At 53.0% G+C, this 26,231-nt stretch carries 20 protein-coding genes and 1 riboswitch; of the genes, 8 read left to right on the top strand and 12 right to left on the bottom strand.

The window, feature by feature from the left end:
• Positions 1 to 41 precede the first annotated feature (41 nt).
• Complete coding sequence (locus tag N7E73_RS10305) at positions 42 to 2,699, top strand: cobyric acid synthase (RefSeq protein ID WP_432734601.1); 2,658 nt, start codon at positions 42 to 44, stop codon at positions 2,697 to 2,699.
• Here the strand turns inward: N7E73_RS10305 and N7E73_RS10300 are convergent, their stop codons facing one another.
• From N7E73_RS10300 to N7E73_RS10290, 3 genes are all read right to left on the bottom strand, one after another.
• Positions 2,700 to 3,440 carry a WecB/TagA/CpsF family glycosyltransferase gene (locus N7E73_RS10300; RefSeq protein ID WP_432734600.1) on the bottom strand — a complete coding sequence of 247 codons (741 nt, stop codon included), beginning with the start codon at positions 3,438 to 3,440 and terminating at the stop codon, positions 2,700 to 2,702.
• Between the two features lie 64 nt (positions 3,441 to 3,504).
• On the bottom strand, positions 3,505 to 4,329 hold the full coding sequence (locus N7E73_RS10295; protein WP_432734599.1) for a TatD family hydrolase: 825 nt from the start codon (positions 4,327 to 4,329) through the stop codon (positions 3,505 to 3,507).
• A 175-nt stretch (positions 4,330 to 4,504) separates the two neighbouring features.
• A complete protein-coding gene (locus tag N7E73_RS10290) occupies positions 4,505 to 5,488 on the bottom strand; it encodes a glycosyltransferase family 1 protein (protein ID WP_432734598.1) in 984 nt (327 codons plus the stop codon).
• Between the two features lie 202 nt (positions 5,489 to 5,690).
• Between N7E73_RS10290 and N7E73_RS10285 the strand changes: the two genes are divergently transcribed.
• From N7E73_RS10285 to nhaB, 7 genes are all read left to right on the top strand, one after another.
• Positions 5,691 to 7,055: a sigma-54 interaction domain-containing protein gene (locus N7E73_RS10285; protein ID WP_432738859.1), complete on the top strand. Its 1,365-nt coding sequence runs from the start codon at positions 5,691 to 5,693 to the stop codon at positions 7,053 to 7,055.
• Between the two features lie 3 nt (positions 7,056 to 7,058).
• Positions 7,059 to 7,403, top strand: a complete 345-nt coding sequence (locus tag N7E73_RS10280; RefSeq protein ID WP_432734597.1) for a dinitrogenase iron-molybdenum cofactor biosynthesis protein — start codon at positions 7,059 to 7,061, stop codon at positions 7,401 to 7,403.
• A gap of 251 nt (positions 7,404 to 7,654) precedes the next feature.
• A complete protein-coding gene (locus N7E73_RS10275) occupies positions 7,655 to 8,020 on the top strand; it encodes a response regulator (protein WP_432734596.1) in 366 nt (121 codons plus the stop codon).
• 39 nt (positions 8,021 to 8,059) lie between these two features.
• Positions 8,060 to 8,605: a CBS domain-containing protein gene (locus N7E73_RS10270; protein WP_432734595.1), complete on the top strand. Its 546-nt coding sequence runs from the start codon at positions 8,060 to 8,062 to the stop codon at positions 8,603 to 8,605.
• 27 nt (positions 8,606 to 8,632) lie between these two features.
• Positions 8,633 to 10,114 carry an SLC13 family permease gene (locus tag N7E73_RS10265; RefSeq protein ID WP_432734594.1) on the top strand — a complete coding sequence of 494 codons (1,482 nt, stop codon included), beginning with the start codon at positions 8,633 to 8,635 and terminating at the stop codon, positions 10,112 to 10,114.
• A gap of 141 nt (positions 10,115 to 10,255) precedes the next feature.
• A complete protein-coding gene (locus tag N7E73_RS10260; protein WP_432734593.1) occupies positions 10,256 to 11,695 on the top strand; it encodes a transferase in 1,440 nt (479 codons plus the stop codon).
• Positions 11,696 to 11,758: 63 nt separating this feature from the next.
• Positions 11,759 to 13,249: a sodium/proton antiporter NhaB gene (gene nhaB, locus N7E73_RS10255; RefSeq protein WP_432734592.1), complete on the top strand. Its 1,491-nt coding sequence runs from the start codon at positions 11,759 to 11,761 to the stop codon at positions 13,247 to 13,249.
• Between the two features lie 94 nt (positions 13,250 to 13,343).
• Here nhaB and N7E73_RS10250 read toward each other — a convergent pair whose 3' ends face one another.
• The 9 genes from N7E73_RS10250 to fliD form a co-directional block, all read right to left on the bottom strand.
• Complete coding sequence (locus N7E73_RS10250) at positions 13,344 to 14,237, bottom strand: DMT family transporter (protein WP_432734591.1); 894 nt, start codon at positions 14,235 to 14,237, stop codon at positions 13,344 to 13,346.
• Positions 14,238 to 14,422: 185 nt separating this feature from the next.
• Positions 14,423 to 16,735: a methyl-accepting chemotaxis protein gene (locus N7E73_RS10245; RefSeq protein ID WP_432734590.1), complete on the bottom strand. Its 2,313-nt coding sequence runs from the start codon at positions 16,733 to 16,735 to the stop codon at positions 14,423 to 14,425.
• 243 nt (positions 16,736 to 16,978) lie between these two features.
• Positions 16,979 to 17,209: a hypothetical protein gene (locus tag N7E73_RS10240; RefSeq protein WP_432738858.1), complete on the bottom strand. Its 231-nt coding sequence runs from the start codon at positions 17,207 to 17,209 to the stop codon at positions 16,979 to 16,981.
• A 175-nt stretch (positions 17,210 to 17,384) separates the two neighbouring features.
• Entirely contained in the window at positions 17,385 to 19,448 is a 2,064-nt protein-coding gene (locus tag N7E73_RS10235) for a ribonucleoside triphosphate reductase (protein WP_432734589.1), read from the bottom strand.
• Positions 19,449 to 19,671: 223 nt separating this feature from the next.
• Positions 19,672 to 19,829, bottom strand: a riboswitch (cobalamin riboswitch).
• Between the two features lie 227 nt (positions 19,830 to 20,056).
• The gene (locus N7E73_RS10230) at positions 20,057 to 20,473 is read right to left on the bottom strand and encodes a MarR family winged helix-turn-helix transcriptional regulator (RefSeq protein WP_432734588.1); all 417 of its coding nucleotides are present in this window, start codon (positions 20,471 to 20,473) and stop codon (positions 20,057 to 20,059) included.
• A 14-nt stretch (positions 20,474 to 20,487) separates the two neighbouring features.
• Entirely contained in the window at positions 20,488 to 21,279 is a 792-nt protein-coding gene (locus N7E73_RS10225) for a sulfite exporter TauE/SafE family protein (protein WP_432734587.1), read from the bottom strand.
• Between the two features lie 229 nt (positions 21,280 to 21,508).
• Positions 21,509 to 22,906 carry an outer membrane homotrimeric porin gene (locus tag N7E73_RS10220; RefSeq protein WP_432734585.1) on the bottom strand — a complete coding sequence of 466 codons (1,398 nt, stop codon included), beginning with the start codon at positions 22,904 to 22,906 and terminating at the stop codon, positions 21,509 to 21,511.
• A 316-nt stretch (positions 22,907 to 23,222) separates the two neighbouring features.
• On the bottom strand, positions 23,223 to 24,128 hold the full coding sequence (locus N7E73_RS10215) for a helix-turn-helix transcriptional regulator (protein WP_432734584.1): 906 nt from the start codon (positions 24,126 to 24,128) through the stop codon (positions 23,223 to 23,225).
• A gap of 369 nt (positions 24,129 to 24,497) precedes the next feature.
• The gene (fliD, locus tag N7E73_RS10210) at positions 24,498 to 26,225 is read right to left on the bottom strand and encodes a flagellar filament capping protein FliD (protein ID WP_432734583.1); all 1,728 of its coding nucleotides are present in this window, start codon (positions 26,223 to 26,225) and stop codon (positions 24,498 to 24,500) included.
• Positions 26,226 to 26,231: the final 6 nt, after the last annotated feature.

The raw sequence follows: 26,231 nt of genomic DNA, 5'->3' as shown, positions 1-26,231 counted from the left end.
GAATTTGTATACGAATTTTCTACACTTCATGGAGAAAGCGGATGAAGTCATTCCAAGAGCAGTCCCTGAAAGACCAACTGACCGAAATAGCGGACAAAGACACCAAATACGCCCACGGCGGCAACCTGCGCAGGCTGGCCGAACGGGCCGGATGCCCTTCCTCCGAGATTGTCGATTTTTCCGCCAACATCAACCCGCTCGGCCCTCCGGCATGGCTGCAGCAGGAGGTTGTACGCGCCCTTGCTGAAGTGGACCGTTACCCGGACCCGGAATGTTCGGAACTGACACTGGCCGCCTGCGAGAAATATTCGGTCTGGCCTACGGAATGTGTGGCCGGAAACGGGGCATCTGAACTCATCGCCGCCATTGCCCGCATCGGGGGCTTCAAAAGGGCGGTCATCCCTGTGCCCTGCTATGTGGATTATGAACGGTCCTGCAAACTGGCCGGACTGAAAACCGAACAGATCCCCCTTGATCCGCAGAAGAACTTCGCCCCGGATTTCGATACCCTTTCGTCGTTTCTGGAAGTCTCCCCGGCCCTTGTCTTTCTGGCCCAGCCCAACAACCCTACCGGGACAGCCTTTGACCCGGCGGAACTCAAGGTACTGGCCCGCCGCCACCCGGATTCCCGGTTCATAGTGGACGAATCCTTCGCCGACTTCGTTCCCGGACTGGAACGGCTGACCGGCAAACGCCCGTCCAACGTCATCACCATTCTTTCGCTGACCAAATTCTACGCCATTCCCGGCCTGCGTCTGGGTCTGGCCTTTGCTTCGCCTGACATCATCATGGAAATAAGGAATGTGCTGCCCTGCTGGTCGGTAAACATTCTGGCCCAGAAGGTCGGGCTGCGCTGCATTCGTGATGAAGAGTATGAACGCAGAAGCATTGAGACCACCATCCGGCTGCGCGAACAGCTGGTAAAGGATCTCGGCCAGATTCCGGGACTTCGCGCACTGCCCTCGCAGGCCAATTTCCTGCTCTGTCAGGTGCAGCGTGTGGGCATGGATGCAAGCGGTCTGATCGCCCACCTGCTGAAAAACAGGGTGGCAGTACGCCACTGCGACAACTTCGACGGGCTGGATTCCACCTATTTCCGCGTGGCAGTACGTACCGAGGAAGAGAACCGGGCCCTCATCAACGGGCTGCGCTCCTTCAGCGGCATGGAAACCGAGCCTGATCAGCCCAAAAAGACACCTGCACTCATGATTCAGGGAACATGCTCCAATGCGGGCAAATCCATTCTGGCCGCGGCCTTCTGCCGCATATTCCTGCAGGACGGATTCAAGGTGGCCCCCTTCAAGGCCCAGAACATGTCGCTGAACTCCTATGTCACCGACGACGGGCTGGAGATGGGCCGGGCACAGGTCACACAGGCGGCGGCCTGCAAGATGTCACCGGATGTGCGCATGAACCCGGTGCTGCTCAAGCCCTCCACCGATGTGGGATCACAGGTCATTGTCATGGGCAGGCCGGTGGGCAACATGAAGGTGCAGAAATATGTGGAGTACAAGCCCACGGCCTTTGAAGCGGTAAAGAACGCCTACGATTCCCTGAGCGAGGACAGCGATGTCATGGTCATTGAAGGAGCCGGCAGCCCGGCGGAGATCAACCTGAAGCAGCACGACATAGTCAACATGGCCATGGCCGGCTACGCTCAGGCCAAGGTGCTGATCACCGGCGACATCGATCGCGGCGGGGTCTTTGCCTCGCTGGCCGGGACCATGGACCTGCTGGAGCAGAAGGAACGCGATCTGGTCTGCGGATTCCTGCTCAACAAGTTCCGTGGCGATGCCTCGCTGCTGACCCCGGCACTGGAATTCACCCTAAGCCATACCGGCAAGCCCGTGCTGGGAACCATCCCCTACATTGCCAGTCTGGGGCTGCCGGATGAGGATTCAGTCTCCTTCAAGGATGACCTGAGCAAATCCGGCAGCAGGAGCAAGCGCAGTGACTGCGTGGACATCGTTTGCGTAGACCTGCCGCGCATATCGAATTTCACCGACCTCGACGCACTCAGGAGCGAACCGGACGTCAACCTGCGCATAGTAGACCGGCCCGAGGATCTGGGCACTCCTGACGCGATCATCCTGCCCGGAAGCAAGTCCACCATATCCGACCTTGAGCATCTCAAGGAAACCGGTCTGGCCGAGGCGGTCAGGGAACTGCGCGACAAATCGGTCATCGTGGGCATATGCGGGGGCTTCCAGATGCTCGGGCAGTTCATCGGCGACCCGGACGAAATCGAATCCGGCGGAACAGCCGAAGGACTGGCCCTGCTGCCGCTCAAAACCACCCTCGCCCCGGAAAAAACCCTGACCCGCACAAACGGGGTGCATTCGCAGAGCAAAATGGAGGTCAGCGGCTATGAAATCCATCACGGAAAGACAGAACCGCTGCTGCCGACAGTACGGGCGGCCATAGTTCCGCAAGGCATCACCGGCAGTGTTCCGGTATCCAAGGCTCTGGGCTTCGGCACCAAGTCGGGAATGATCTGGGGAACATACCTGCACGGCATATTCGATTCAGACGGATTCCGCCGCTGGTTCATTGATTCACTGAGGGCAAGAAAGGGATTGCCGAAACTGGAGAAGATTCAGACAACCTTCGGCATGGAAGAAGCTCTGGACAGGCTGGCCGACGTGGTGCGGCAGAATGTGGATATGAAGGCGATTTACGAGGCTCTGGGATTGCGCTGATCAGCCAAGCAGCCTGGCCCGCATCAATTTCATGGCAAAAAGTGTATTGGTGACAAGATAGCGTTTCCACATGCGCCCCGGTTCCTGCATCAGGCGATAAAACCATTCCAGCCCGCATTTCTGCATGAACAGCGGTGCGCGCTTTGATTTCCCGGCAACAATGTCGAAGGTTCCGCCTACGCCCATGACAAACTTAACACCGAGCTGATCCTTCCAGCGGTTGATGAAATTTTCCTTCTTCGGGGTGGAAATCGCCACAAAAAGCATCTTCGCCCCGGAATCGGCAATCTCTTTGACCAACGTTTCCTCATCATCCCAGAAATAGCCGTGGTGATAGCCCGTAATTTCAAGGGCAGAGAATTTCGCTTTAAGATTAACGGCAGCCTGTTCCACAATGTCAGCCCGGGCGCCGAGCAGGAACACGGATTCTCCGTCCTGCGCCGCCCTTTTCAGCAGTTCATGGAACAGGTCAAACCCGGCGACCCTTTCCGGCACGTCCAGCCCAAGGAACTTCGCCCCCCAGACCACGCCCATGCCGTCTATGTTGATGATGTCGCAGCTCTCCACCGATTCCCGCAAAGTCGCATCCCGGCCCATGTTGACCAGCTTGGCAACATTGACCACCACATGCTGGGTGAACAGGCCGAACCTGAGACGGCTGAAAATCTCGTCCACGGTCTCGGACATGGTCCAGGCATGCATGCGCACGCCCATCATTCTGACGGTTCTGCTTTCTATCATCTTCAGTTGCCTTCGACGGCATTCTTATGCGGAGCTAAGGTAATAAGCGTTTCCCCAAAAAAGCCTACAGCCCGAAGAAACGGTATGCGTTATCCGCGCAGGCTTTCCAGAGTTCGTTGACATCCATACCCTTGAGCTCCGCCACCTTGGCGGCGGTAAAGACCACGAATGCCGGTTCATTGCGTTTGCCGCGCCACGGTTCCGGGGTCAGGTACGGGCAGTCGGTTTCAAGCACCAGCCTGTCCAGCGGAATGACTTTTACCGCTTCCTGCGCTTCCTCGTTCTTCTTGTATGTAACAGGACCGGGAATTGAAATATACCACCCGTGGTCGATTATCTTCTGCGCGGTCTGCGCGTCTCCGCCAAAGCAATGCCAGAGCAGCGGCCTGCCGGACCAGCCGGCATCCTCCAGCACTTCCATAGTACGTTCATGGGAATCCCTGCTGTGGATGACCACCGGAAGACCGAGTTCCTCGGCCAGCGCGAGCTGTTTGCGAAAGACCTCTTCCTGCACATCATAAGGCACGCGATCCCAATAGAAATCTAGCCCGACCTCGCCTATGGCCTTCAGGCGGGAGTCGTTCTTGAAGGCGGTGCGCATGGCATCTATATCGGCGTCAACAAACCCGTCGGAGTCATTGGGATGCACTCCGAGCAGGAAAAAGACCTCCGGGTAATCATCAAAAAGACCCTTGTTCTGCTCATATGCCTGCGGCCCGAGAAAAACGTTGCCTATCCGGCCGATCCCGCACTCTCCGGCCCGGGCCATTACCTCCGGCAGGTCATCCTGAAATTCCTCAATATCAAGGTGGACATGAGTCTCCACGCCCGGAATATTTATGCCCACACTCTGGGGCAGGGTTCTTTCCTTATTCTTCTTTTTCGCCATTATGATACCGCCTCCGGCTTAAGCGCGGAGTTTTAAAATTTGATTCGTGTTGTATTTCGCACCACCGTCAATCTCAAGAAATGATCTTTCCCTGCTACCAGCCTCCAAGATACATTGCAGGGGTTGGGGTAGTTGGAAAGGCCGTATCTGAGATTCAGACAATCAATAGAAAAAGTTACAACTTATTCCAGATATCCAGCACCGTCTGCGTCTGGATTTCGGTGGTGTAGGACCGGATGGTTTGTTGCCCGGCATCAAGTGCGCTGTCAAGGTCCGGACCTCCCTCACGCCAGAGACCTATGCCCTTTTCGAGGTTCAGTGCTGCGTCCAGCACATCGGCATCCGCAGACCAAAAACCGTTGCCGGACCACGGGACATCCCGCAGCGGCCACCATGGTTTGAATACGGCCCCTTCAAGCTGACGCATGTAATCCCAGCCGCCGAAACCGGAAAAACCCACCGGGATACAACCCGAGGCAAGGGCTTCAAGGGGCGGGAGCGGGCATCCTTCAGGAAAGCCGGAAACAAGAAAAATATGGCAGGCACGCAGTGTCTCGGCCACACCCTGCGCATCCATCCCGGAGATCTCTATCCAGCGGACATCTGCCCCCGGATTGCGGGCCTCGAAAATGGCCCTTATCTGGCTGACCAGAGCCTTGTTCTTGCGCGGCATAAAGCCGATACGGATCTTTCCGGAAGGCTTGCTTTCAGGAGCATGGAACAGGTTTGTATCAATTCCTGGCCGCAGGATCGGGGACTGCTGCCCGACGGTCTGTTGCATGAACCACTCAACCGGATGGGAAACCGCCAGAAACGAAACCGGAAGGTTGCGCCACTGCACACCTTCGGGAAGGGAAGAAAACAGGTAGGCCCAGTTCTGACAGTAGACAAGACATCTTGCCCCGGCATTAAGGCCCGGCGCAAGGCTGTTCACCCAGCCTTCAGGCACCAGCCAGAGGTCATCCGGGGTAAGTCTGACCTGATCCCAGTGCACAGGCTCGGGATAACCCTCGGCTATCTGCGGCATCCAGCCGCCTGATTCACGCATGACCAGCCTTGCCGTATGCCCGTTGCGCTCAAGAATGGACGCGATCTGACATAGAACTGTAATGCCCCCGGTAGGCTTACGCACAGGCGGAATAAAAATATAAGTATTCATGGCAGGTTCCTTTCGCCGAACATACAACCGAATGACGACTTTGGAAAGGGAGTTGCTTTCAGTGACTGGGAATGGAAAACCGTTTCAAACCTTTTTTCGCATCGTCTCCACAAAACCGCGACTGAGTTCAATTTACCATTGCACGAAGGCATGCTATCGAGTGTCTGTGAAAAGCGAACACACCTACATAGTCGACGGCCTGATGGGCCACAATTTTTTCCTTCCGGACCTGCTCGACGAGGTCCCCATCGGCGTTGCCCTGCTTGATATTGACGGGCGCATTCAGGTGGTCAACCGGACCTGGCAGACCATAACCGGAGCCGATCCGGCCTCCATGCTGGGCCTGAAATGTTCGCTGGGCCTGCGCTGCGACTACTGCTTCAAGGGCTGCCCGGTCATGGCCGACAAAGCCGATTTCGGTGCTGTTTCCGTTGATGCCGATATTATTGACCGCGCAAGAACCAAGATCCCCATCAGGCTGACCATTGCCCCTGTCTTTGACTGCAACAATGAAATTTCCGGCTTTGTGGAGACCATTCAGGACATCAGGCAGGTAGCGGAACTCAGCAGCAGTGCCAGCAAAGCCTATTCGCTTGGAGGACTGATCGGCACCAGCCCGCAGATGGTCAAGGTCTTCAGCATGATACCGTCCATTGCCGCCACGGATTCGTCAGTGCTTATCACCGGGGAAACCGGCACCGGTAAGGACGTGCTGGCCGAAGCCATCCACAATGCCTCGGACCGCGCAGGCGGGCCTTTCATCAAGGTCAACTGCGGAGCGCTGCCGGAAACCCTGCTGGAGTCTGAACTCTTCGGCCACGTCAAAGGGGCGTTTACCGGAGCCCATGAAAACAGGCCCGGACGCATCAAACTTGCACACAACGGATCTTTCTTCCTGACCGAGATTGGTGACCTGCCCCTGCCGCTTCAGGTAAAACTGCTCTCATTCCTCGATGACAAGGTCGTCCACCCGCTGGGCAGTTCACGGGGATTCAATGCCAATGTCCGCGTTATGGTCGCCACGCACCGTGACCTCAAACAGATGGTTCAGGACAAAACCTTCCGCGCCGACCTGCTCTTCAGACTCAACGTCGTACACCTGCATTTGCCGCCCCTGCGGGAACGCGGCGAGGACATCCTGCTCCTCAAGCACCATTTCCTCATGGAGTACTGCACAAAATTCAACAAGAAGATCAAAGGCTTCACCAAAAAAGCCGCAAAGATCCTCTCCGCATACCGCTATCCCGGAAATGTGCGTGAGCTGCGTAATATTGTGGAGTATGCCGCAAACTTCTGCGACCGGGACATTATAGGCAGCAGCCACCTGCCCGCCTACATTACCGAGCAGGACATCCTTAAGCCTGTTGCCGAATCCGCGGCTGTAGCGATAGAAGCATCCCCTGCCATCGAGTACAGGAATGCCGCCAACTGGGACGATGCCGAAAAACAGATGATCATGGACACCCTGATCAAATGCGGCGGACGCAAAGGCGAGGCCGCACAACGTCTGGGCTGGTCACGCTCAACCTTCTGGCGCAAGCTGAGAAAACACTCAATCACCGAATAAGCCATGGCCCATAAACTGCTCATTCCACTCCTTGATGATGACGTTGCTCCTCGTTTTGATCTGGCTACTGATGTAATGCTGATCAGGCTCAGCTTTTCCCGCGAGATGGAAGAACGCATCATAGTGCTCCCGCAGGCCTCTGCCGACGACCTCTGTGCCCTTGCAACTTCAGAAAAAACCGATGCCGTCATCTGCGGCGGCATAGACGATGAGCATTACCAGTACCTCAAATGGAAAGGCATCAACATCCTTGATGACATTATCGGGCCGGTGGGAAAAGTTATCGACTTCTACAAGTCCGGCAGACTCGTTTCCGGAATGAACTTCTACACCGGCTTCAAAATCTGATCACAACCTCCCTTATTTTTGGTTATTTACAATCTCGCTCGCGCCTTATGTTTTAATTTGTTTCATTTTGTTTCTTGAGAAACAATTCACAATATTTCATTTTGTTTCAACAAAAAGAAACATATTTCCTTCCTGCAAAGTTAATAAGCTGGTATACATGGACTTATTTTGTATGGCACGTCCGGTGCTGTGTTGCACTCGCTGCGAAGGCCGAATTTCCGGCTGGCGGCGAAGACAACCTGTACTGACACATGAAGATAATGATTGTTGAAAAAGATCCTGAGTTCCGTGAACACCTGGCCCAGCGTCTTGAAAGCGCCGGCCTCAATATCACCGATTCCGGCAACCTTGACGAGGCTGAAAAGTTCATCAGGGAAAACGAGCTCGATGGTGTAGTGCTGGGTTTGTCCGGATTCGGTCGCAGTTCACTCACGCTTATGGAAATGATCTCAACAAACATTCCTGACTTAAAAGTGGTTCTCATCAACAGGCACAACAAGATCGCATTGTCAATCGAGGCCATGAATCTTGGCGCGTGTGCTGAAATTTCAGTTCCGGTGGACATTGCCGCACTGGAGAAGACATTGCGCAGATTTTGCGAAGGCTCTGCGCAGTAGATACGGCATAAACTTCCGGACACCGACTCAGGGGGAAACGTGAAAAATTTAAAAGTTAAAGATCTGATGATTCCGGCAGAGGAATACTGCCGGGTTAGAAAAGAAACTACTCTGTACGAAGCCATGCAGATTCTGGTCTGCCAGGGCAAAGAAAAGAACCTTGCCCACCCACACCGGGACCTGCTGGTTGAGGATGAAAACGGCGACATCATAGGCAAGGTAACCATGCTGGACATTTTCAAGTCCATGGAGCCCTCATACTTCAAAATGAATTACAGGGACCATCCGACCGTACTCGGCACCGAGTATGTCCAGAAAATTTACGCTGACTTCAACCTTTGGTCGGACCCGCTCAGCACCCTGTGCCAGAAGTGTGCGAAGCTTACAGTTGAAGAGCTTATGCACTCTCCCGGCAAGAGCGAAAAAATTGATGAGGATGCCAGCATCGACAAGGCCCTGCACGCCTTTGTCTTCGGACTCCACCAGCCCATCCTTGTTCAGAAGGACGGCAAGGTTACCGGAGTGCTGCGTCTTGGCGACATCTTTGAAAGCGTGAGAGAAGCAATTCTCGCCTGCGAGATCTAACAGCCGAAATTTTCAAGGAGCGATAATATGAGTGCTGCAACCGCAACTCGTCCCGGATTTGACTACAAGCGGCTGTTCTTCATGCTGCTGGGCATTGCCCTCTTTGTCATTGTCTACTACTGCCCTGCCTGGCCCGATGCCATTGACCCGGGAGGAAAACATTTTGTTCTGACCAAGGAAGCAAAGGGAGCCATCGCGGTATTCCTGCTGGCCGGCATCTGGTGGGTCTTTGAAGTTGTGCCCATCGGTGTCACTTCCCTGGCCATCGGAGTCCTTCAGGCTGCGTTCCTGATTCGTTCGCCCAAACAGGCCTTCAACGATTTCATGGACCCCTCGGTTCTGTTTATCTTCGCATCAATCATGATCGGCCTTGTCTTCACCAAGACCGGCCTTACCAAGCGTCTTGCCTACAAGATGCTCATGGTAGTGGGCGAAAAGACCAGCCGCATCTACCTCGGTGTATTCGTGGTTACCGCGCTGCTGACCCACATCATGGCCCATACCGCGGTTGCCGCCACCATTTACCCGCTGCTGCTGGCCATCTACTCCCTGTATGGGGAAGGTGACAAGCCCACCAAGTTCGGTAAGGGCCTGTTCATCGGCATGGCTTTTGTTGCAGGCGCCGGTTCCATCATCACCCTGCTCGGCGCTGCCCGCGGTGCGGTTGCAATCGGCTTCTACAAGCAGATCATGGGCACAGAAATCTCCTTCTTCGAGCTGACCTACTACATGGCTCCCATCGGTTGGACCCTCGTCTTCCTGCTCTGGGGATTCTTCATGATCTTCCTCAAGCCCGAGAAGGACGTCATCCCCGGCCTGCGCGAGAAGGCAAGGGAACTCAACGCCCAGATGGGCCCGCTCTCCCGCGACGAGATCATGGCTGCAATACTGGTCGGCAGCGTAATCCTGATCATGAGCCTGCGCTCTTTCATCCCCGAGCTCAAGGCCATCGACAAGACTGCGATCATTCTGGTTTCGTCCATATCCTTCTTCGTCTTCAAAATTCTCGATATCAATGATCTCGAAGACATTCCCTGGAACATCATCCTGCTCTTCGCCGGAGCCATGTCCATCGGCTTCTGCCTCTGGGAAACCAAGGCTGCCGAATGGATGGCCGTCAACTGGCTGGTACTCTTCCAGAAGTCGAGCGGGTTCGTGTTCATCATGTCCATTGCCTTCTTCGTCATGGTCATGACCAACTTTATCATGAACGTGGCCGCCATTGCCATCTCGCTCCCGGTAGCACTGGTTATCGCCCCGTACCTCGGCGTGGCCCCCGAAGTTATTCTCTTCGCAGCCCTGGTAGTAGCCGGTATGCCCTTCCTGCTGCTGGTGGGAGCTGCACCCAACGCAATCGCATACGACTCCAAGCAGTTCACCCCTGGCGAGTTCTTCATGTACGGAGTTCCCGCAAGTATCATGCTCATGGTTGTTGTAGCCATTTTCGTAAAGTTTATCTGGCCCCTCATGGGCATGCCGGTTGAAGTACTGAAAGTCTTGCCGGGTTAGACATATGAGGTTATAAGGAACAATTAACCAAAGGGCTGGATGGTCCCGGCAGGCGTAGCCGGGGCCGTCTGCTTTTAAAAACCACGCTACCGGTTTCCGCCTACGACTTCCGGTAACAAACCAAAAAGCGAGAAGGATTTTATGAAACAACTGGAGAGACTGATTGACCACATTGTCAATCGGGTCAACATCAACCTGCGAGAACCCTTAGTGGATGTGGGGCCATATATTAAAGGTCTCATGCCCGAAGACAGCTTCGCCCTGTACTACGCGTTCTATGCACTGACCTACAACCACCCGCTCATGTTCCACTTCCGCCATTCCAGCATCGGCGGCACCTATTTTCTAGGAAAATGCAAGGTAAACCACTCTGTTCTCTACAAGAGTGATATCCGTGGCGACGAACTGAAGAGAAAAGGCTGTATTGTCGATTGCAAGGGGCAAAAGGTCAAACTCAGGGACGATGAAGTCATCAAGATCAGGGACAGCTTCCTTATGAAGACTCTGGTCCACAACAACTCCCATGACCCCGAGAACCTTGAAGCATTCAAAATCTCAAACACCGTATCACTGCACTATACCAACATCCACGGGACATCCGTGGAGGGCTGCTTTCTGGAACCATTCGCCTCCGTGGACCTCTCCATCTGCCACGATTGCGCTGTTGGAGCATATTCCTATGTTCAGGCCGGAGAACTCTCCCACAAACGCATAAGAGCAGGACGGGTATGGGTAAAGGCCGATGGAGCGTACGAGTTTAATTATCAATACCCGGAAGAGATTTTAAACAAATATATCCGCATGGAAAACAGCAGACCGAAAGGGATTCTCATGGACTTCTTTAATGACCGCAAAGAAGACTTTGTGCCTATCTACTCTTCGGTAAGACCGGAGCTCCTGCTCAATGTGCCCGAGGGAGCTTCAGTAAGCCCCTATGCAGTCATCAAAGGCGACTGCACGGTCGACAGGAACGTTCTCATAGCCCAGCGGGCCTACATTGAGAACTCGGACCTCGGCCCCGGTGCCAACGCACAGGAGAACTGCTATATCATCAATTCCGTATACGAAGGCAACGACGTTACCGCTCACGGCGGCAAGGTCATATACTGCTACCTCGGAAAGCAGGCCTTCGTAGGCTTCAACTCCTTTTTGAACGGCAAGGAAGACTGCAAAATAGAGATCGGTGCCGGCTCAATCATTATGCCGCACACCATCATCGACGCTGAAGAGCCCTTGAAAATACCTGACAACTCGCTTGTTTGGGGCTATATCAGCAAACAGGAAGATCTCGAAATGCACTCGATTCCTCTGTCTGACTTCGCGTCCCTCAAGGGCCAGTTCCGCCTCGGCAACATGACCTTTGAAGGAATCGGAGCCAAATTTGTAGATGGTTTCAGGCACCGCATCGAACATATTCTCGAAGCCAATGGTGCCTTCTGGGACGGTTCTGATGAAACCGCAGGCCATGCCCAGCAGACTCAGGACATCTCCTTCAACATCCTTCAGCCTTATCCTGAAGGAGAATTGCAAGGACTCTACCCGGAACTGTCAATCGACCCGTTGGAGCCCAGTGATCTCTAGCGTTTAGCGATCATAGGCTTTCCCTTATGCAGGCTCCAACAAAACGGCAAAAGGAGTAACCCCGTGCCCAAAACAATGTCACAGGCACTACAGAAGAACCTACTCGGTAATTCTCCCGACTGGTACAAACTTACCATTATCGGTTTTCTCGTGCTCAACCCCGTTCTGCTCGCAGTAGCAGGACCGTTCATCACCGGCTGGGTACTGATCGGTGAATTCATCTTCACTCTGGCCATGGCACTCAAGTGCTACCCTCTTCCTGCTGGCGGTCTGCTTGCAGTGGAAGCCGTAGCCCTCGGAATGACCTCTCCGGACACAGTGTACAAGGAAACCCTGCACAACTTCCCGGTCATCCTGCTGCTGATGTTCATGGTTGCAGGCATCTACTTCATGAAAGACATGCTCCAGTATGCTTTCACCAAGATCCTGACCCGCATCAAATCAAAAATAGTAATCTCCCTGCTGTTCTGCTTTGCCGGGGCATTCCTGTCCGCATTCCTTGATGCGCTGACAGTTACCGCGGTCATCATTGCGGTTGCCTACGGATTCTACGGAATCTACCACCGCTTTGCCTCCACAGGTAAATGTTCGATCGGCGACGATTCCCTGCTTAAAGGCGAATGCGTCAGCCACCTGAGCGACTTCAGAGGCTTCCTGCGCAACCTGCTCATGCACGGCGCTGTCGGCACCGCCCTCGGCGGCGTATGTACCATCGTCGGTGAGCCCCAGAACCTGCTCATCGGCCATGTTATGCAGTGGCAGTTCATGGAGTTCTTTGTAAACGTTGCCCCGGTTTCCATGCCTGTCCTGGCAGTAGGTCTTCTCACCTGCATCATGCTGGAAGTGACCGGAACGTTCGGTTACGGCTACCAGCTGCCCCAGAATGTGCGTGAAATCCTCGAGGAAGAGGACCGCAGAAACGATGAGGAGATGAGCCTCAAGAAAAAAGCCGCCCTTTTCATTCAGGCCTGCGCCGCTGTTTTCCTGATTCTCGCCCTTGCCCTGCACCTTGCTGAAGTAGGTCTCATCGGCCTGACCATCATCGTTGTGCTCACTGCGCTCAACGGTGTAACCGAGGAACACCGCATCGGCCACGCATTCGAAGAGGCCCTGCCCTTTACTGCGCTGCTGGTTGTCTTCTTTGCAATTGTTGCGGTTATTCACGACCAGCACCTCTTCGCTCCGATCATCCACTACGTGCTCGGACTTGAAGGTAAAGTACAGCTTGCCGCTTACTATCTGGCAAACGGCCTGCTTTCCATGATCTCGGACAACGTGTTCGTTGCAACCGTTTACATCTCCGAGACCATGAAAGCATTCCAGGAAGGCGTTATCGGCCAGCAGCAGTTCGACCTGCTCGCAGTTGCCATCAACACCGGGACCAACATCCCCAGTGTTGCTACTCCTAACGGACAGGCTGCATTCCTGTTCCTGCTGACCTCCGCCATTGCGCCTCTCATCAGGCTCTCCTACGGCGAAATGGTCAAGCTGGCCTTCCCCTACACCGTTACCATGTCCCTCACAGGCCTCGCCGCAGTATGGTGGTTCCTGTAAGAACAAGGTCATAGTACGATGAAACAAAACCCCCGGTCAGTGCCCGACCGGGGGTTTCTTTTTTGCTGTTCCAAATTTCGAACAATCCGCCGATTCATCCAGCCGGGCATCTGCTGACTTCGGATTTCCTTTTCAGCAGTTGCGCGTTGGGAAGAATAATCCCAAGAAGAATCAAGACCATGCCGGCTATCTGTATGGGTGCGACATGCTCTCCGAGCACAAAGGCAGCCAGAAGCACTGTGGTTACGGGTTCAATGGTTGAAAAAATAGCTGTTCTGGCACTGCCTAGCGCATCCACGGCCCGGTAAAGCAGGTTTATGCCAAGAGCCGTAGGGACAATTCCAAGACCGACTGCAATTGCCAGCCCCTGGGCATTGAGATGAAATATTTTGAGCGGGGAAGAGAGAATACTGAACACGACAGCCATACACAGTATAACATACGGAACAATGGTCTTTGCTTCATCATCCCGCGTAAAAATCTGAATAGCTGTAAGATAAAATGAAAAACAAACCATGCAGGCAAGGGCATACAGGATTCCCGACCTGTCGAGCTGCTGGGCAAAGGCGTTGTAAAAAACAAGCGCGCTACCGGCCACAATAAGCCCCAAAGCGGCAAACACGGCACGTCCGGGCCTCAGCCTGAACAGAACAACGGCTATCAGCGTGGTCATCAGCGGATAGAAATAATATATCAGGGAGGTCGTTGAAGCCGGAATATGCTTCAGGGCCATAATGAAAAGCCACGATTGAAGGGGATAGAAGCACACTCCAAGGATCAAAGCCTTGATGAGGACTCTCCGCCTGACCTTCAGCAAGCGTGGATTGTTAAGCAACAGCCAGCTGAATAGAATCAATGCTCCAAGGGAAAAGCGGTACTGGATTAATTCCAAAGGCTCCAGCCCCATTGCAAGCCCGAGTTTGAAAAATATGGCCAGTGTTCCAAAGCCAAGCGCGGACAAAACAGAATATACCAGTCCCTTGACCATCTCCTGCTCCAAACAAATCAGAATAAGCCGGGACACTATACCCACATTGGGCAAATAACAACATCCATCACTGTGGAATATTACAAAAAAAGGACTGCCCGTTTTGGGACAGCCCTTTTCCTTTTCAGCTCGTGACCTGCGCATACACGCGGACAGCAGAGGATGCCGCCCAGCCATAAAGCGCATTACCCCTGCATACGGGCAATAATCCTGTTCAGCTCCTGAGCCAGTCCGGACAGTCTGCCGACAGCCTCAGCGGACTCATTCATTGCCTGCGAGGTCTCACCTGCAATGGAGTTGATCTGTCCGGTGGAACGACTGATTTCCTCACTGGCCGCAGACTGCTGCTCGGATGCGGTAGCAATGGAGCGGACCTGATCGCTGGTCTCGGAGATGCTTTCCACAATCTCTTTCAAAATCTGCCCGGACCTGTTGATCAGCCCGGTTACATCACCGATCGCCTGCGTGGATTTTTCTGTATTGGAAATATTAGTTCGGGCACTGTTCTGGATTGAAGCAATATACTGCCCGACTTCACTGGTGGCGGTCATGGTTTTCTCGGCCAGTTTGCGCACCTCATCGGCAACAACGGCAAAGCCGCGTCCGGCGTCCCCTGCACGTGCTGCCTCAATGGCGGCATTAAGCGCCAACAGGTTGGTCTGGTCGGCAATATCGCTGATCACGCCCATGATGTTGCCGATCCCTTCTGCCTGCTTGCCGAGTTCGGCCATATCCTTCTGCATCATCTCGGACTGGGTCCTGACCTGTGCAATCGTAGCAACGGCCTGGGCGACCATTTCCTCTCCTTCACCGGCCTTCACCTGCGAAGCATGGGCGAGGTCCGCTGCGGTGGAGGCATTACGGGCGACCTCAAACACAGTTGAGTTCATCTCATCCATTGCTGTCGCTGCTTCGCTGGCCATCATGGACTGCTGCTCTGCTCCGCGGCTGGACTGCTCCACCTGTGCTGCAAGCGCTTCGGAAAAACTCGTCACCTGCTGGGACACTTCCGTTGCACTTGCCGCAGCTTCGGAAATCATGATGTTGTTTTCTTCGATGCGGCGCTGCTGCTCACGGATCTCGGTCATATCCACCCAGACCGCAACTGAGCCGAGCATGATCCCGTCCATGTCATAGAAAGGAGTGGTGGACACCATCACGTGCTTGAGCTTTCCGGAAACGGTTTTGTACTCCACTTCCTGCTGAATCTGCTGCCTGCTCCTGATGGCCTGCTGGGAAAGGGTTTCCCTGTTCCTGTCACGAAAGAAAAACTCACCGGGATTGAGGCCCTCAACCTGTGACGAAGTATACTTGCTCTCTATCAGCTGACACAATTGGGAGTTTGCCCAGATCATGTTGTCATTGGGACCAACTATCGCGCAAGGCAGCACCAGTCCCTTGAGCACACCCTCTGAAAATCCGAGCTTGTGCTTGATCTCGCCGACCATGTGATCAATATTTTCGGCAAGATCCTTCAGTTCACAGACATAGTTGCCTTTAAGCTCGGCCTTGAAATTTCCGTCTGCTATCTGGCTGGTGAAATCCCTGATATTGGCGATAGGCCCGGTGACCTGCCTGCGAATGGTAAGCACAATTGCACCGACAAGGAGCAGAATCATGAGCAGCCCCATGCCCATAAGGATGTTGCGCTGTTCTGTTGCGGCGCTGGTCAGGTCGGACTTGTAGGCAGACATGCAGACCACCCACCCGGTCGAAGGAACAGTCTGGAAAGACTGGATCTTGGCCCTGCCGTCCCATTCATATTCAGTCCTGCCTTTCTTGGAAGCAAGACTGTCTTTTACAAACTGACGATTTGAATAATCCTCCAATAGTATATCCTGATTCACCTTGTGAGCAATCATCCGCCCCCTGCTGTCAAGGATGTAGGCATAGCCGTCATTACCGATAGCAATGTCGCCGATCATCTGCATGGCATATTTCTGCCAGTCCAGAGCGGAAAAGAATCCTCCGAGCAGTTCGCCCTCGGCATTACGGACCGGGATGGCCATCGCCAGAATGAACTTTCCACTATCCTTGGAGCGCAGAACATCCGAAATGACAAAACTCTCCCCGCCGAGAATTCTGGCGACATAGTCCCGTTGTCCGAGATCAAGCCCCTTCAGATCTCTGCCGTCGCTGTTCATGCCGAATATGACCTTCCCGTTCCGGTCAAAAGCGGCCAGCATGGTCAGACTGGTGTAGTTGCTTATTGTCTCCCGAAGCACCTTCGAAGCCCTCGCCGCCTCGTCCTCTGAAGTAAAGGCGGAGAGATAGTCCTGATTTCGGGAAAAGCCCTTAAGATCGTTACGGGACAGTTCAACAAACTGCTCAACCTGATTTACGATCTTATTGTTCAGCTCCTCCATGTTCTGCTGTTGAATCTTCAATACAGCTGAATTGGTCATACTGCTTACAACAGTGATGAACGCTGCAACAGAGAGACACACAACAGCAGTGATCAGAATCGCAAGACTGGTATTTATACTTTTAAACTTCATGCTTACATCCTTGAATATAATTGGGCGGTAAATTTCATCGACAACAGAAAATATTCGACCGCGGATGTATAGCAGTTTGACCTTCAATTTGTATTATTTTAGGCGGGATGAGTTAAATTTATAACACGATCAGCTCTCCTGCTGACCACCATAAATACTCACTTACAATATAAATTTATTATCAATCACAAAAAAGCCGCGCTGCATCAGCAGCGCGGCCACACTTTACATGATAATCGCGGGTTACTTTGATTCGTTGTATTCTTCCATCAACCCCGCCACCCTGTTCAGAAGTTCACCCCTATCCTGGGCCACCTTCTTCCACTTCTTCTTCTCGCTCTTCAAGGCTTCAATGGTCTGAAGAAGATCCTGAATGGTATTGGCCGGATATCCGTACTTGGCATAATTGCCCTTGCGGAGTTCCTCATCATTTCGCTGGCGCAGGGCGCGTAACTGACTGGCGGATAATATCATACTCATGAGCTGTTAAAGGTTGTCTGTATCCGTCAATCTACATGTGTAAAACAGCTTAAGCAAGCTTCCGGACGATCAGTCCGGGAAACAAAAGGTCCGGGAGAATGAAAATTCTCCCGGACCCGTACATTCAAGTTGATTATACAGCCATGCAGGATAGACCGGACCAGCCTTTCTATCTGTCGCAACCGCAGGAGCTGTAGCTGTACTCGGTTCTTTCGCGGTACTCTTCCTGCTTACCCTTGTTCCAGCGGCTGACCGGACGATAGTAACCCACGATACGGGTATACACTTCCGCTTCCTTGCCGCACTGGGGGCAGTCAAAGTGTTCGCCGTAGATATAGCCGTGATCCTCGCAGACCGAGAAGGTCGGAGTCACCGAGATATAAGGGATCTTGGTGTTGGTCATAGCCTTGATGATAAAATTCTTGAGCGCTCTGGTATCAGGCACTGCTTCCCCGAGGAAGGTGTGGAACACGGTCCCCCCGTTATACAGGGTCTGCAGTTTGTTCTGGTGCTCAAGGGCGTACACGACATCCTCGGTAGCGCCTACCGGCAGCAGGGTGGAGTTGGTGTAGTAAGGCACCTTCTCACCGGAGGTATAGATATCGGCATAGAGATTCTTGTCGATCTTGGCCAGACGGTAACAGGTTCCTTCACCCGGAGTTGCCTCAAGATTGAAGAGGTTGCCGGTCTCCTCCTGGAATTTCACGGTCAGGCCGCGCAGGTGATGCAGGACACGCTGCATCAGTCTGGAACCGGATTCCGTATCAATGCCTTTGCCCAGCAGGTTATGGCAGGCCTCGTTGCCGCCGATCAGCCCGATGGTGGAGAAATGGCCCTTGAACCCGTTCTTCAGGTAACGCTGGGAGAAGGGGAACATACCGCTTTCGAAGTTGGTAGTTACCAGCTTGCGCTTGAACTCAAGGGAATCCTTGGCCAGAGTGGCATACTCGCTGATCAGGTCAAGGAAATCCTCTTCGCCCTGAGCGAGATAGGCCAGCTTGGGCAGGTTCAGGGTAACAACACCAATGGAGCCGGTAAGGTCGCCGGCACCGAAAAGACCGCCGGTCTTTTTGCGGATTTCACGCAGGTCCATCTGCAGACGGCAGCACATGGAGCGCACGTCCTCAGGGTTGAGATCGGAGTTGATGAAGTTCTGGAAGTAGGGCGCACCGTACTTGGCTGTCATCTGCAGCAGCAGCTCACCGACTTCGCTCTCCCACGGGAAATCCGGGGTGACGTTGTAGGTGGGAATGGGGAAGGAGAAGATACGGCCGTCGGAATCACCTTCAAGCATGATTTCCACGAAGGCGCGGTTGATCATCTCCATTTCCGCCGCGTAATCACCGTATGTGGTATCCTGGAACTCACCGCCGATAATTACCGGTTCATTGGCAATATGCTTGGGCGGAACGAGGTCGAAGGTGAAGTTGGTGAACGGGCTCTGTCCACCCCAGCGGGAGGTGGTGTTCAGGTTGAAGATGAGCTTCTGCACCATCTGCTTGACCCGGTCATAGTCCAGTCCGTCATGACGAACAAAAGGAGCAAGGTAAGTGTCCACGTTGTTGAACGCCTGTGCTCCGGCCCATTCATTCTGCAGGGTTCCGAGGAAGTTGACCATCTGCCCGGTAATGGAATCAAAATGGCGTGCGGGACCGGAAGAGCAGCGGCCCTTGAGGCCGAAACCGTCCAGCAGCAGGTCACGCAGGGACCAGCCTGCGCAGTAACCGGCCAGACCGAAAGAAAGGTCGTGGATATGGAAATAGCCGTGCTCGTGAGCCAGCCTGATTTCCTCGGGATATTTTTCCAGGCAGTAGCGAGCCTGAACCGCTCCTGACATGTGCAGCATCAGCCCCTGAAAGGAGTGGCCCATGTTGGAATTTTCGTTAACGCGCCAGTCTGAACGGTCAAGATAGCTCTCGATGGTTCCGGCGATGTCGAGATAGGTTTCGTTCTGGTTACGCAGCTCGCGTCTTTTCTCGCGGTAGATGATGTAACGCTCGGCAACGGAATAAAGGCGGTTCTCCATGAGCACGAGCTGAACCATGTCCTGAACCATTTCCTGTTCGGGAACATCGACATCAGCAAGCTTCTGTTCAACTTTTCTGCCAAGACGTTTGCTAAGCAGGGGGTCCTTGATGCCGCTGGCCTTGAGGGCCTTGAAAATGGCTTCGGAAATGCGGTCGGTAGACCAGGACTCGAGACAACCGTCACGTTTGAGAATCTGTTTGGGCATTAAATTACCTGTTAAAAATGTTGTCCGCACACAACCTCCGGCACGATTCCTCAGGGCGCAACGTGCCACGCAGCTCTCCGGCTGCATCAAAGGACCGTCAGGGTCCGCTATGGTGTGTGTGCTTGGAGCGCGGGCGGCCCGGAAGGCGCTTCCCGCAGGACTTTGAAACCGGAACAATGTCTGGAACAGGATTTCCGGTCAGTTTGAGATTGCCTGCAAAAGATGGGCAGGCATGCTTCAGACCGGGTTGCTGGCTTGCTATGGCATCGAAATGCCTAGCTTACAGCGGCAGGACCGCCCCGGATTCCAACCGGGTTACCGCAATTTCCGTTTTTGATGCTCAGAAAGCAGATACGGAATTCCTGAAGTGCTTACGACAGAAAGCAGTCTACCAAACCTGAAACTCGGGTCAACCCTTTCTAGATTTTTTCACGAAAGAAGCCCGTCAGCCCTTGCGGGAGTAAGGCTGAAACGTGATGAACAAAAGTTTTCCACAGTTGTTCGTTTCATGTTCAAAATGCCGTAACAGACTGTTTTGAAGCATTTTTAAGTCACAGCAGGGAGAAAATACGGGCAGAACCATTCCGTCCTGCCCGGCATTTTTTTATTCAGAAAGCCCCGTTCATCTTCGTGACACACTCCAGCAGAATGTCCTTTTCCTGATCTGACAATTCCGAGGTAAGTTCCTCGATAAGACGCAGATGCAGCCGGTCATGCTCTTCGAACATCGCCTGTCCGGTCCCGGTCAGTTCCACGATGATGGAACGCCTATCCGTGCTGTGCGGTTTGCGGCAGACAAACTCCTTCTCCTCCAGCCGGTCCACCAGCACAGTCAGGGTTCCGGTGGTGATTCCCATGCGCTTGGCCAGTTCCTTCATACGCATGGCCTTGTGAATGCCCAGCACCTCAAGGGTATGCATCTGGGGCAGAGTAAGTCCTTTTTCGCGGACAACGTCATTCTCCCATGATGAAAGCTTTTCGTAGAACTCGATAACGGCATGGTTAAGCTTGCTGAGCACTTGCACCTCGTTAATTCAGATTAGATGATTGTATAGCTGTAGACGGCAAAAGCGATGGTCAGGGCCCCGGCGGTACGCATTACCAAAGGCTCCACCCACCCCTGCTCCAGAGTACGCACGAAGGCCGCAGCGCGGTAGATAGCGAAAATCACCGCTGCAAGGGCAATGGCTGTCCCCAGAGCATAGGAAGCGAAAACAGCCGTCCCCTTGAACACACTGCCGGAATCAAGTGCGTACTTGTACATGATTGCCACAGTCGGGCAGGGAACGATCATGTTTACAAAACCGATGGAGAACAGCCCCCAGCAAGTGACACTGCGCAGAGCCGACCTGCCGTGACTGCATGAACACCCGCAGTTGTGCCCATGCGCATGATCATGCGCGTGGTCGTGTGAGTGGTCATGGGAATGAGAATGTTCGTGATCGTGTTCGTGAGTATGCGCATGATTCTCGTGTGTATGGTCATGGTTGTGATCGTGGTCATGGTCATGACTGTGCAGAATTTCAGGCTTCACAATCAGAATGCCCCCGAGGACAACGAGAATCCCCACGGTGATTATGTCCACGATGTAAGTCAGCGAATCCGGGATGGTCAAGGAGATGGACCCCAGGGTCAGGCCGATACCCAGACAGGCCAGTGTAGTGCCCAGGATAAAGGAAGTAGTCAGCGACATGACCCGTTTTCCGTTTTTCTCGCCGTAAACGAAGGGAGCCAGAACAAGCCACGAATGACCACAGGGATTTATGCCGTGGATGAGTCCGAGAAACAGGCTGGACTGCAGGGCCACCCAGAAGATTGAATCGAATTCCATTCGAACCTCATATAGTTTGATCTTCAAATTAAACTTTATTCAAACTTCTTTGATCAAATGTAGCTTGAGTGTCAAACATTTTTTAGAAAAAATGTTTCGAACGACTAAGCAGCACCACTTAAGGCCGAAACAGGCCAGCACCATTTCCGGTTTCACCGCTGCAAAAGAAAAAAGGCCGGGGACTTGAAGTCCCCGGCCCAAGGCATCAGGCAGGTGAGGCAGATGGTCTCTAGAAAGAGTAGACCAGACCCACTGCGAATTTCAGTGCGGGGTCGTCTTTGCCTGCGCGGGTGGTGTCGTAGTTTTCCCATGTGTCTTTATCAAGGTCCATGTTGATGTAACCGAATTCAATAATGGCAGCCAGTTCGTCGTAGATCTGGTAGTTGGTGTTGAAGTCGATTTCAAAAGCCTGGTCCTTATCGGTCAGGAACATACCGTCGGCGGAGATGTTGGTAAGGCTGCCAGCAGCGGCGTTCTTGATCAGGTCGGCATCGTTGGTACCCTTGATGTACAGGATGTGGATGTCATGGGTCAGCTTATCAACAAATGAGATATCCTCGAAGGAAAGGCCGATGGTCCAGAAACCGAACTGCTGGTTGCTTTCCAAATCGGTGGAAGTAAGTGCGGAACCACCGAAGTAGTAGGTACCGAAAGCCCAGTCCTTGTTGACAACAGCCAGACGTTCGGAGCCGTTATCGGTATCGTCGTCTTCACCGGAGGTGTAGGCAAAAAGCAGTTTCGGGGTAACGAAACCAAGACCGGTGTAGGCAAGAGATGCATCCATACCCCAACCTGCGCGGTCATTACGGTTCTCATCGGCATCGATGGCACCGTAAACAAAGTCCGCGTTAAGCACGATCGGATCGAACATGTTCATGGTAAAGGAAGTACCTCCCCACCATGCAGTTACGTCATCAGTAAAAGCGGTGGCCATGGGTCCGGTCATGCCGGCCATGCTGGACACTTCGGAAAAGGTGTCCTTTCCGATGAGGCCGTACATGAAGTAGGGGGTAGCTTCCACGCCGTCAAAAGTAAGGGGGACAGCGGCATAGAAAAGATCAATCTCGTCCTTTGCGTTCATGGCAGTGCTGGTGGTGTGGGCGTTATCAGTGGCGTTCTTGTCGTACGCGCGGATATAACCAACTGCGACACCGACCTCATCGGTGATGGGAGTTTCCACAACCATTGCACCGGCATCAAGGTCAGCCAGAACCATGTTGTTGGCAGCGGCACCAGGCAGGTTGATGGAGAAGATACCGGCAGTGGTCAGCACTTCGGTTCCGGGGAAACGGTACTGGAGAAACATTCTCTTGATACCGAGATTACGGTCGGAAGAGCCGGAGCTGAGATCGGAATCGGAAGCACCGACTCTGGTCTTATATTCAACGTACAGTTCACTCATGAGGTTTTCATTGGCCACAAAGCGGAACTGGGTACGTGCACGGAAGTAGAAATTCAGGTCGTCTTCCTGGTTGCCATTGTTGTCGGCGCCCAGAAAATCGCTGTTATCCATTATGTTGGCCTGGAACTGGAACTGTCCCTTGGCCTCAAGATCCACTGCGGAAGCAGTACCGGCCATTCCAAGTACCATAGCGGCGAGAATGGCGAGAATTACCATTTTTTTCATTGTTTTGTCCTTCTTTTGCTGTATGTGCGTCAACACCGAAACTCCTGACACCTTCATTTTGCTCCTGAAGGAAAACACCAGGAACATGCTTGAATAAACCCGTCGATAGCCATGTTCCCAGAAGAGCTTCCCTTCCGCCAGCCGGACCGTAAAAGGTCCGATCATGAGCTTTTACTTTTTCTACCGCGCCAGTTAATCGAACGCTTGAACAATATTGCCGAAAGACATGAACAATATTGCTATATTAATATTTTAATTAATATTCAGTATGTTAAAAATAGAAGTGCAACTTGCACACAACGAAAGTCAGCTATTTTCAGGACGCATGTTCAATATATGCTTTCGGATTGATCCCGTATTTTTTCCTGAAAACACGACTGAAGTGACTCTGGTCGCTGAAGTTGAGCTGATGAGCGATTTCGGTAATGGATTTGCGCCCCTCATCAAGAAGATGACGGGCCTTGTCGAGACGTCGGGAAAGATAGAACTGGTATGGGGAGACTCCAGTTTCCTCCTTGAACAAGCGTGAAAAATAAAATTTGCTCATACCGATTTCATGGGACAGATCTTCAAGGGTAAGGTTGGAGCCGAGGTGGGCATCCATGTACTCAACAATCCGTTCCATCTGCAAAGGCGAAATTTTCCGGGCAGACTCGTCCAGTACAGCGTTATCCGCATAGTTGGAGATGTAGTGTACGGCCAGTGCAGTGGCAAGGGAGTCCACAAACAGGGAACCGTTGGGTCCGCCCGCTTCGGCTTCAGCTGCGAAGGCCTCAATCAACGCCTTGAGCCTGGGGTCATCAATACCAATGCCGGGACGAAACGACATGCTTCCGCCCTGCACTTCTCCGCTGAAAGCACTCGCCAGCCGGGATGAATCAAGTGCCAGCTGCACAAACTCACGCGGCTGGTTGCTGCGTGCTGAAATCTTGAATCCGGCTGGACGGACATACATCTGTCCCGGCGCTGTTGTGACAAGGTACCGGTTCCGCCCTTTGACTATCTCCATTGAAAACGGGCCGTCGGTCAGAAGGGCAAAACAATGGAACGGAGTTGAAAATTCATTCATTTCAAAACCGGCAATCCTGCTTCGCTGCACAAAAACACCCTGCCAGTTGAGCCCCTCGCTTGATGAAATACGCTCAAGGGGCTCTATACCGCAGCCATCGGCCATACCCGAAAGCGGCCCTGCATGATAATAATCAGCTGCACTGAGTGTCATAACAAAATCCAAATTATAATAATGTATTAAGCAGGAATGACGCGTATTCAATACGCAAAGCCCACAGTTCTAATCAAACGATTGTTTTACTGCCTGCATGTGCTCATATTAATGAGACCAAGTCGGGTGTGCTTGAACATTCTTGCTCAATGTCAGGCTAATTATTGCTATCCGGCACATGCCTGACGGTCAAATAAAGAAAAACTAAAAAAGTGTTATTCGCGAATCTTATTTATTACATCAGCAAAAAAGATGAACCGGGGAGTCGTTTTTTGGAGGAATCAGCCGCCAAAACAGAAAAGCCTGCCGGGTCCGGCAGGCTTTCTGCAAAGCTGTCAAGTTTGTTTCCGGCACAAGGCCGGGCTCGGGCTAGGACTCCAACTGAGCCAGTGTAGTATCAAGCTGATCCTCGAGCCCTGAATAATAGGAAAGCATTACATCAAGCGCTGCATACTTTTCCGTCAGCCGGGTTTCCAGAGCATCAAGCCTTGATTCTTCATAATAAATATCGTTCTCCAGCTTGGTCGTCATGTCTTCGTAGCTGGCGATCAGAATGGGAATCGTACCGGTCTCAGCATCGGAAAGGGAACTCAGGAGGTCTGCCAGCTGGGAACACTTGCCCTGCTTGATGGTTACTGTGCTGGAATATGATCCGTCTGTGAGATCATTAATCTGCAGATAGAGACCGTTGGCGTCGCTGTCACTCTGGGCCAGCAATGTGCTGCCGCTGATTTTCATGTCCACGCCGTCAATGGTCGCAGAGGTGATAACCCCGCCGGAAACCGTATATGCGATATCGTATTCCCCGCCACCGGTCAGACCCGAAATTGTCGAGATGATCTGAACATTTGATGAATCCGAAGCCGCCTCACCGGAGGCGGCAAAAAGAAGCGCCACTGCTTCAGGGTCTTCGCTCAGGGCATCTTCCAGCTCGTCTGAATCAAGCTCAAGCTGGCCGAAAGTGGATGATCCTTCTTCACTGTCAGTGGTTATACCGATTGTTGAAAGGGAAGTGAAAAGGTCTCCCTCTCCGGTATCACTGTCATAGTACTGAAAGCCCTTTCCAATGGAAGACAGGATGTTCTTGATCTGGCTGTAAACGATATCAAGGGTACTGCCCTTGATGTAGACGGACTCATCGTCGTCATCATCAACATCCGCCAGGGCACCAGTGAGGTCCAGCACATCGTATATAAGCTGATTGACGTCAGTTATGAACGACTCAATGACCTCGGTCATGGCATCTGTATCATAAGAAACTGAAATAGTTACACCATCTGAATCAGTGGTCGATTCCAGAGTCACCGTCATATTATCGATGACGTCATCAACGGAATTTGAATCCCTCTCCATCCAGGTGTCAGTACCTGAGGGATAGCCGTCGATCTTTATCTGGGCGTTCTGGGCAACCAGCGTGTTGGTGAAATCGCTGCTGCTGAGCGTACCGTCAGCCCCGGTCAGGTTCATGCTGACTGAAACCGCGTTATCAGCCCCGGTATCCTCCCCGGCGAACTTGAGATGGTAATTCTCCCCGTCATATACAAGGGAAGCGGTGATCTTGTCGTCGCAATCCGGGTCGGAATTGATCTGATCGACAAGCTCCTGTGCCGTGGTACCGGCTGTAACCGAAATGGAAATATCCTCTCCGGCGTAGGAAAGGGTGATGGTGGCATTGGAAGTGGTCATGGAGGAGCTGGTGGAGGTGATGTCGAAATCTTCCGCAATCCAGACATCCTTCTGGGCAAGCTGGTTTACAACAAGGTTGTAGGTTCCTACAGCCGCGCCGTCCTCGACTTCAACGCTGACCTCATCACCGGAGACCGTCCCGGAATAGCAAAGGAACTCATCCATTTCATCCATGCTCTGGAGCGTGGACGACAGTTCCAGAATCTCCTCATCAAGGGCGGTAAGTAGCTCCACTGCGGATTCAGCTTCTTCCAGATCCTCTTCATACTGTTCCTTCCGGTAGCTCTCGGCATCAACAGTGGCATCAATCAGGTCGGTCCAGTCAGTACCGTTTCCAAGCCCGTTGATAGTAAACCCGCCGGAAGTGGTATTGGATATGTAATTATTTGTTGAAAGCGATCCGACTGCCATGACTAC

The organism is Maridesulfovibrio sp. FT414, from assembly GCF_050916235.1.
Lineage (GTDB): Bacteria > Desulfobacterota > Desulfovibrionia > Desulfovibrionales > Desulfovibrionaceae > Maridesulfovibrio.
The sequence above is the reverse complement of the archived record's forward strand: the minus strand, read 5'-3'. Positions and strand labels throughout refer to the sequence as shown.

Bases quoted from the DNA above. Each gene is read 5' to 3' on its own strand.
- N7E73_RS10305 (WP_432734601.1), top strand. From the start codon at position 42: ATGAAGTCATTCCAAGAGCAGTCCCTGAAAGACCAACTGACCGAAATA.
- N7E73_RS10300 (WP_432734600.1), bottom strand. From the start codon at position 3,440: ATGATAGAAAGCAGAACCGTCAGAATGATGGGCGTGCGCATGCATGCC.
- N7E73_RS10295 (WP_432734599.1), bottom strand. From the start codon at position 4,329: ATGGCGAAAAAGAAGAATAAGGAAAGAACCCTGCCCCAGAGTGTGGGC.
- N7E73_RS10290 (WP_432734598.1), bottom strand. From the start codon at position 5,488: ATGAATACTTATATTTTTATTCCGCCTGTGCGTAAGCCTACCGGGGGC.
- N7E73_RS10285 (WP_432738859.1), top strand. From the start codon at position 5,691: ATGGGCCACAATTTTTTCCTTCCGGACCTGCTCGACGAGGTCCCCATC.
- N7E73_RS10280 (WP_432734597.1), top strand. From the start codon at position 7,059: ATGGCCCATAAACTGCTCATTCCACTCCTTGATGATGACGTTGCTCCT.
- N7E73_RS10275 (WP_432734596.1), top strand. From the start codon at position 7,655: ATGAAGATAATGATTGTTGAAAAAGATCCTGAGTTCCGTGAACACCTG.
- N7E73_RS10265 (WP_432734594.1), top strand. From the start codon at position 8,633: ATGAGTGCTGCAACCGCAACTCGTCCCGGATTTGACTACAAGCGGCTG.
- N7E73_RS10260 (WP_432734593.1), top strand. From the start codon at position 10,256: ATGAAACAACTGGAGAGACTGATTGACCACATTGTCAATCGGGTCAAC.
- N7E73_RS10250 (WP_432734591.1), bottom strand. From the start codon at position 14,237: ATGGTCAAGGGACTGGTATATTCTGTTTTGTCCGCGCTTGGCTTTGGA.
- N7E73_RS10245 (WP_432734590.1), bottom strand. From the start codon at position 16,735: ATGAAGTTTAAAAGTATAAATACCAGTCTTGCGATTCTGATCACTGCT.
- N7E73_RS10240 (WP_432738858.1), bottom strand. From the start codon at position 17,209: ATGATATTATCCGCCAGTCAGTTACGCGCCCTGCGCCAGCGAAATGAT.
- N7E73_RS10235 (WP_432734589.1), bottom strand. From the start codon at position 19,448: ATGCCCAAACAGATTCTCAAACGTGACGGTTGTCTCGAGTCCTGGTCT.
- N7E73_RS10225 (WP_432734587.1), bottom strand. From the start codon at position 21,279: ATGGAATTCGATTCAATCTTCTGGGTGGCCCTGCAGTCCAGCCTGTTT.
- N7E73_RS10220 (WP_432734585.1), bottom strand. From the start codon at position 22,906: ATGAAAAAAATGGTAATTCTCGCCATTCTCGCCGCTATGGTACTTGGA.
- N7E73_RS10215 (WP_432734584.1), bottom strand. From the start codon at position 24,128: ATGACACTCAGTGCAGCTGATTATTATCATGCAGGGCCGCTTTCGGGT.
- fliD (WP_432734583.1), bottom strand. From the start codon at position 26,225: ATGGCAGTCGGATCGCTTTCAACAAATAATTACATATCCAATACCACT.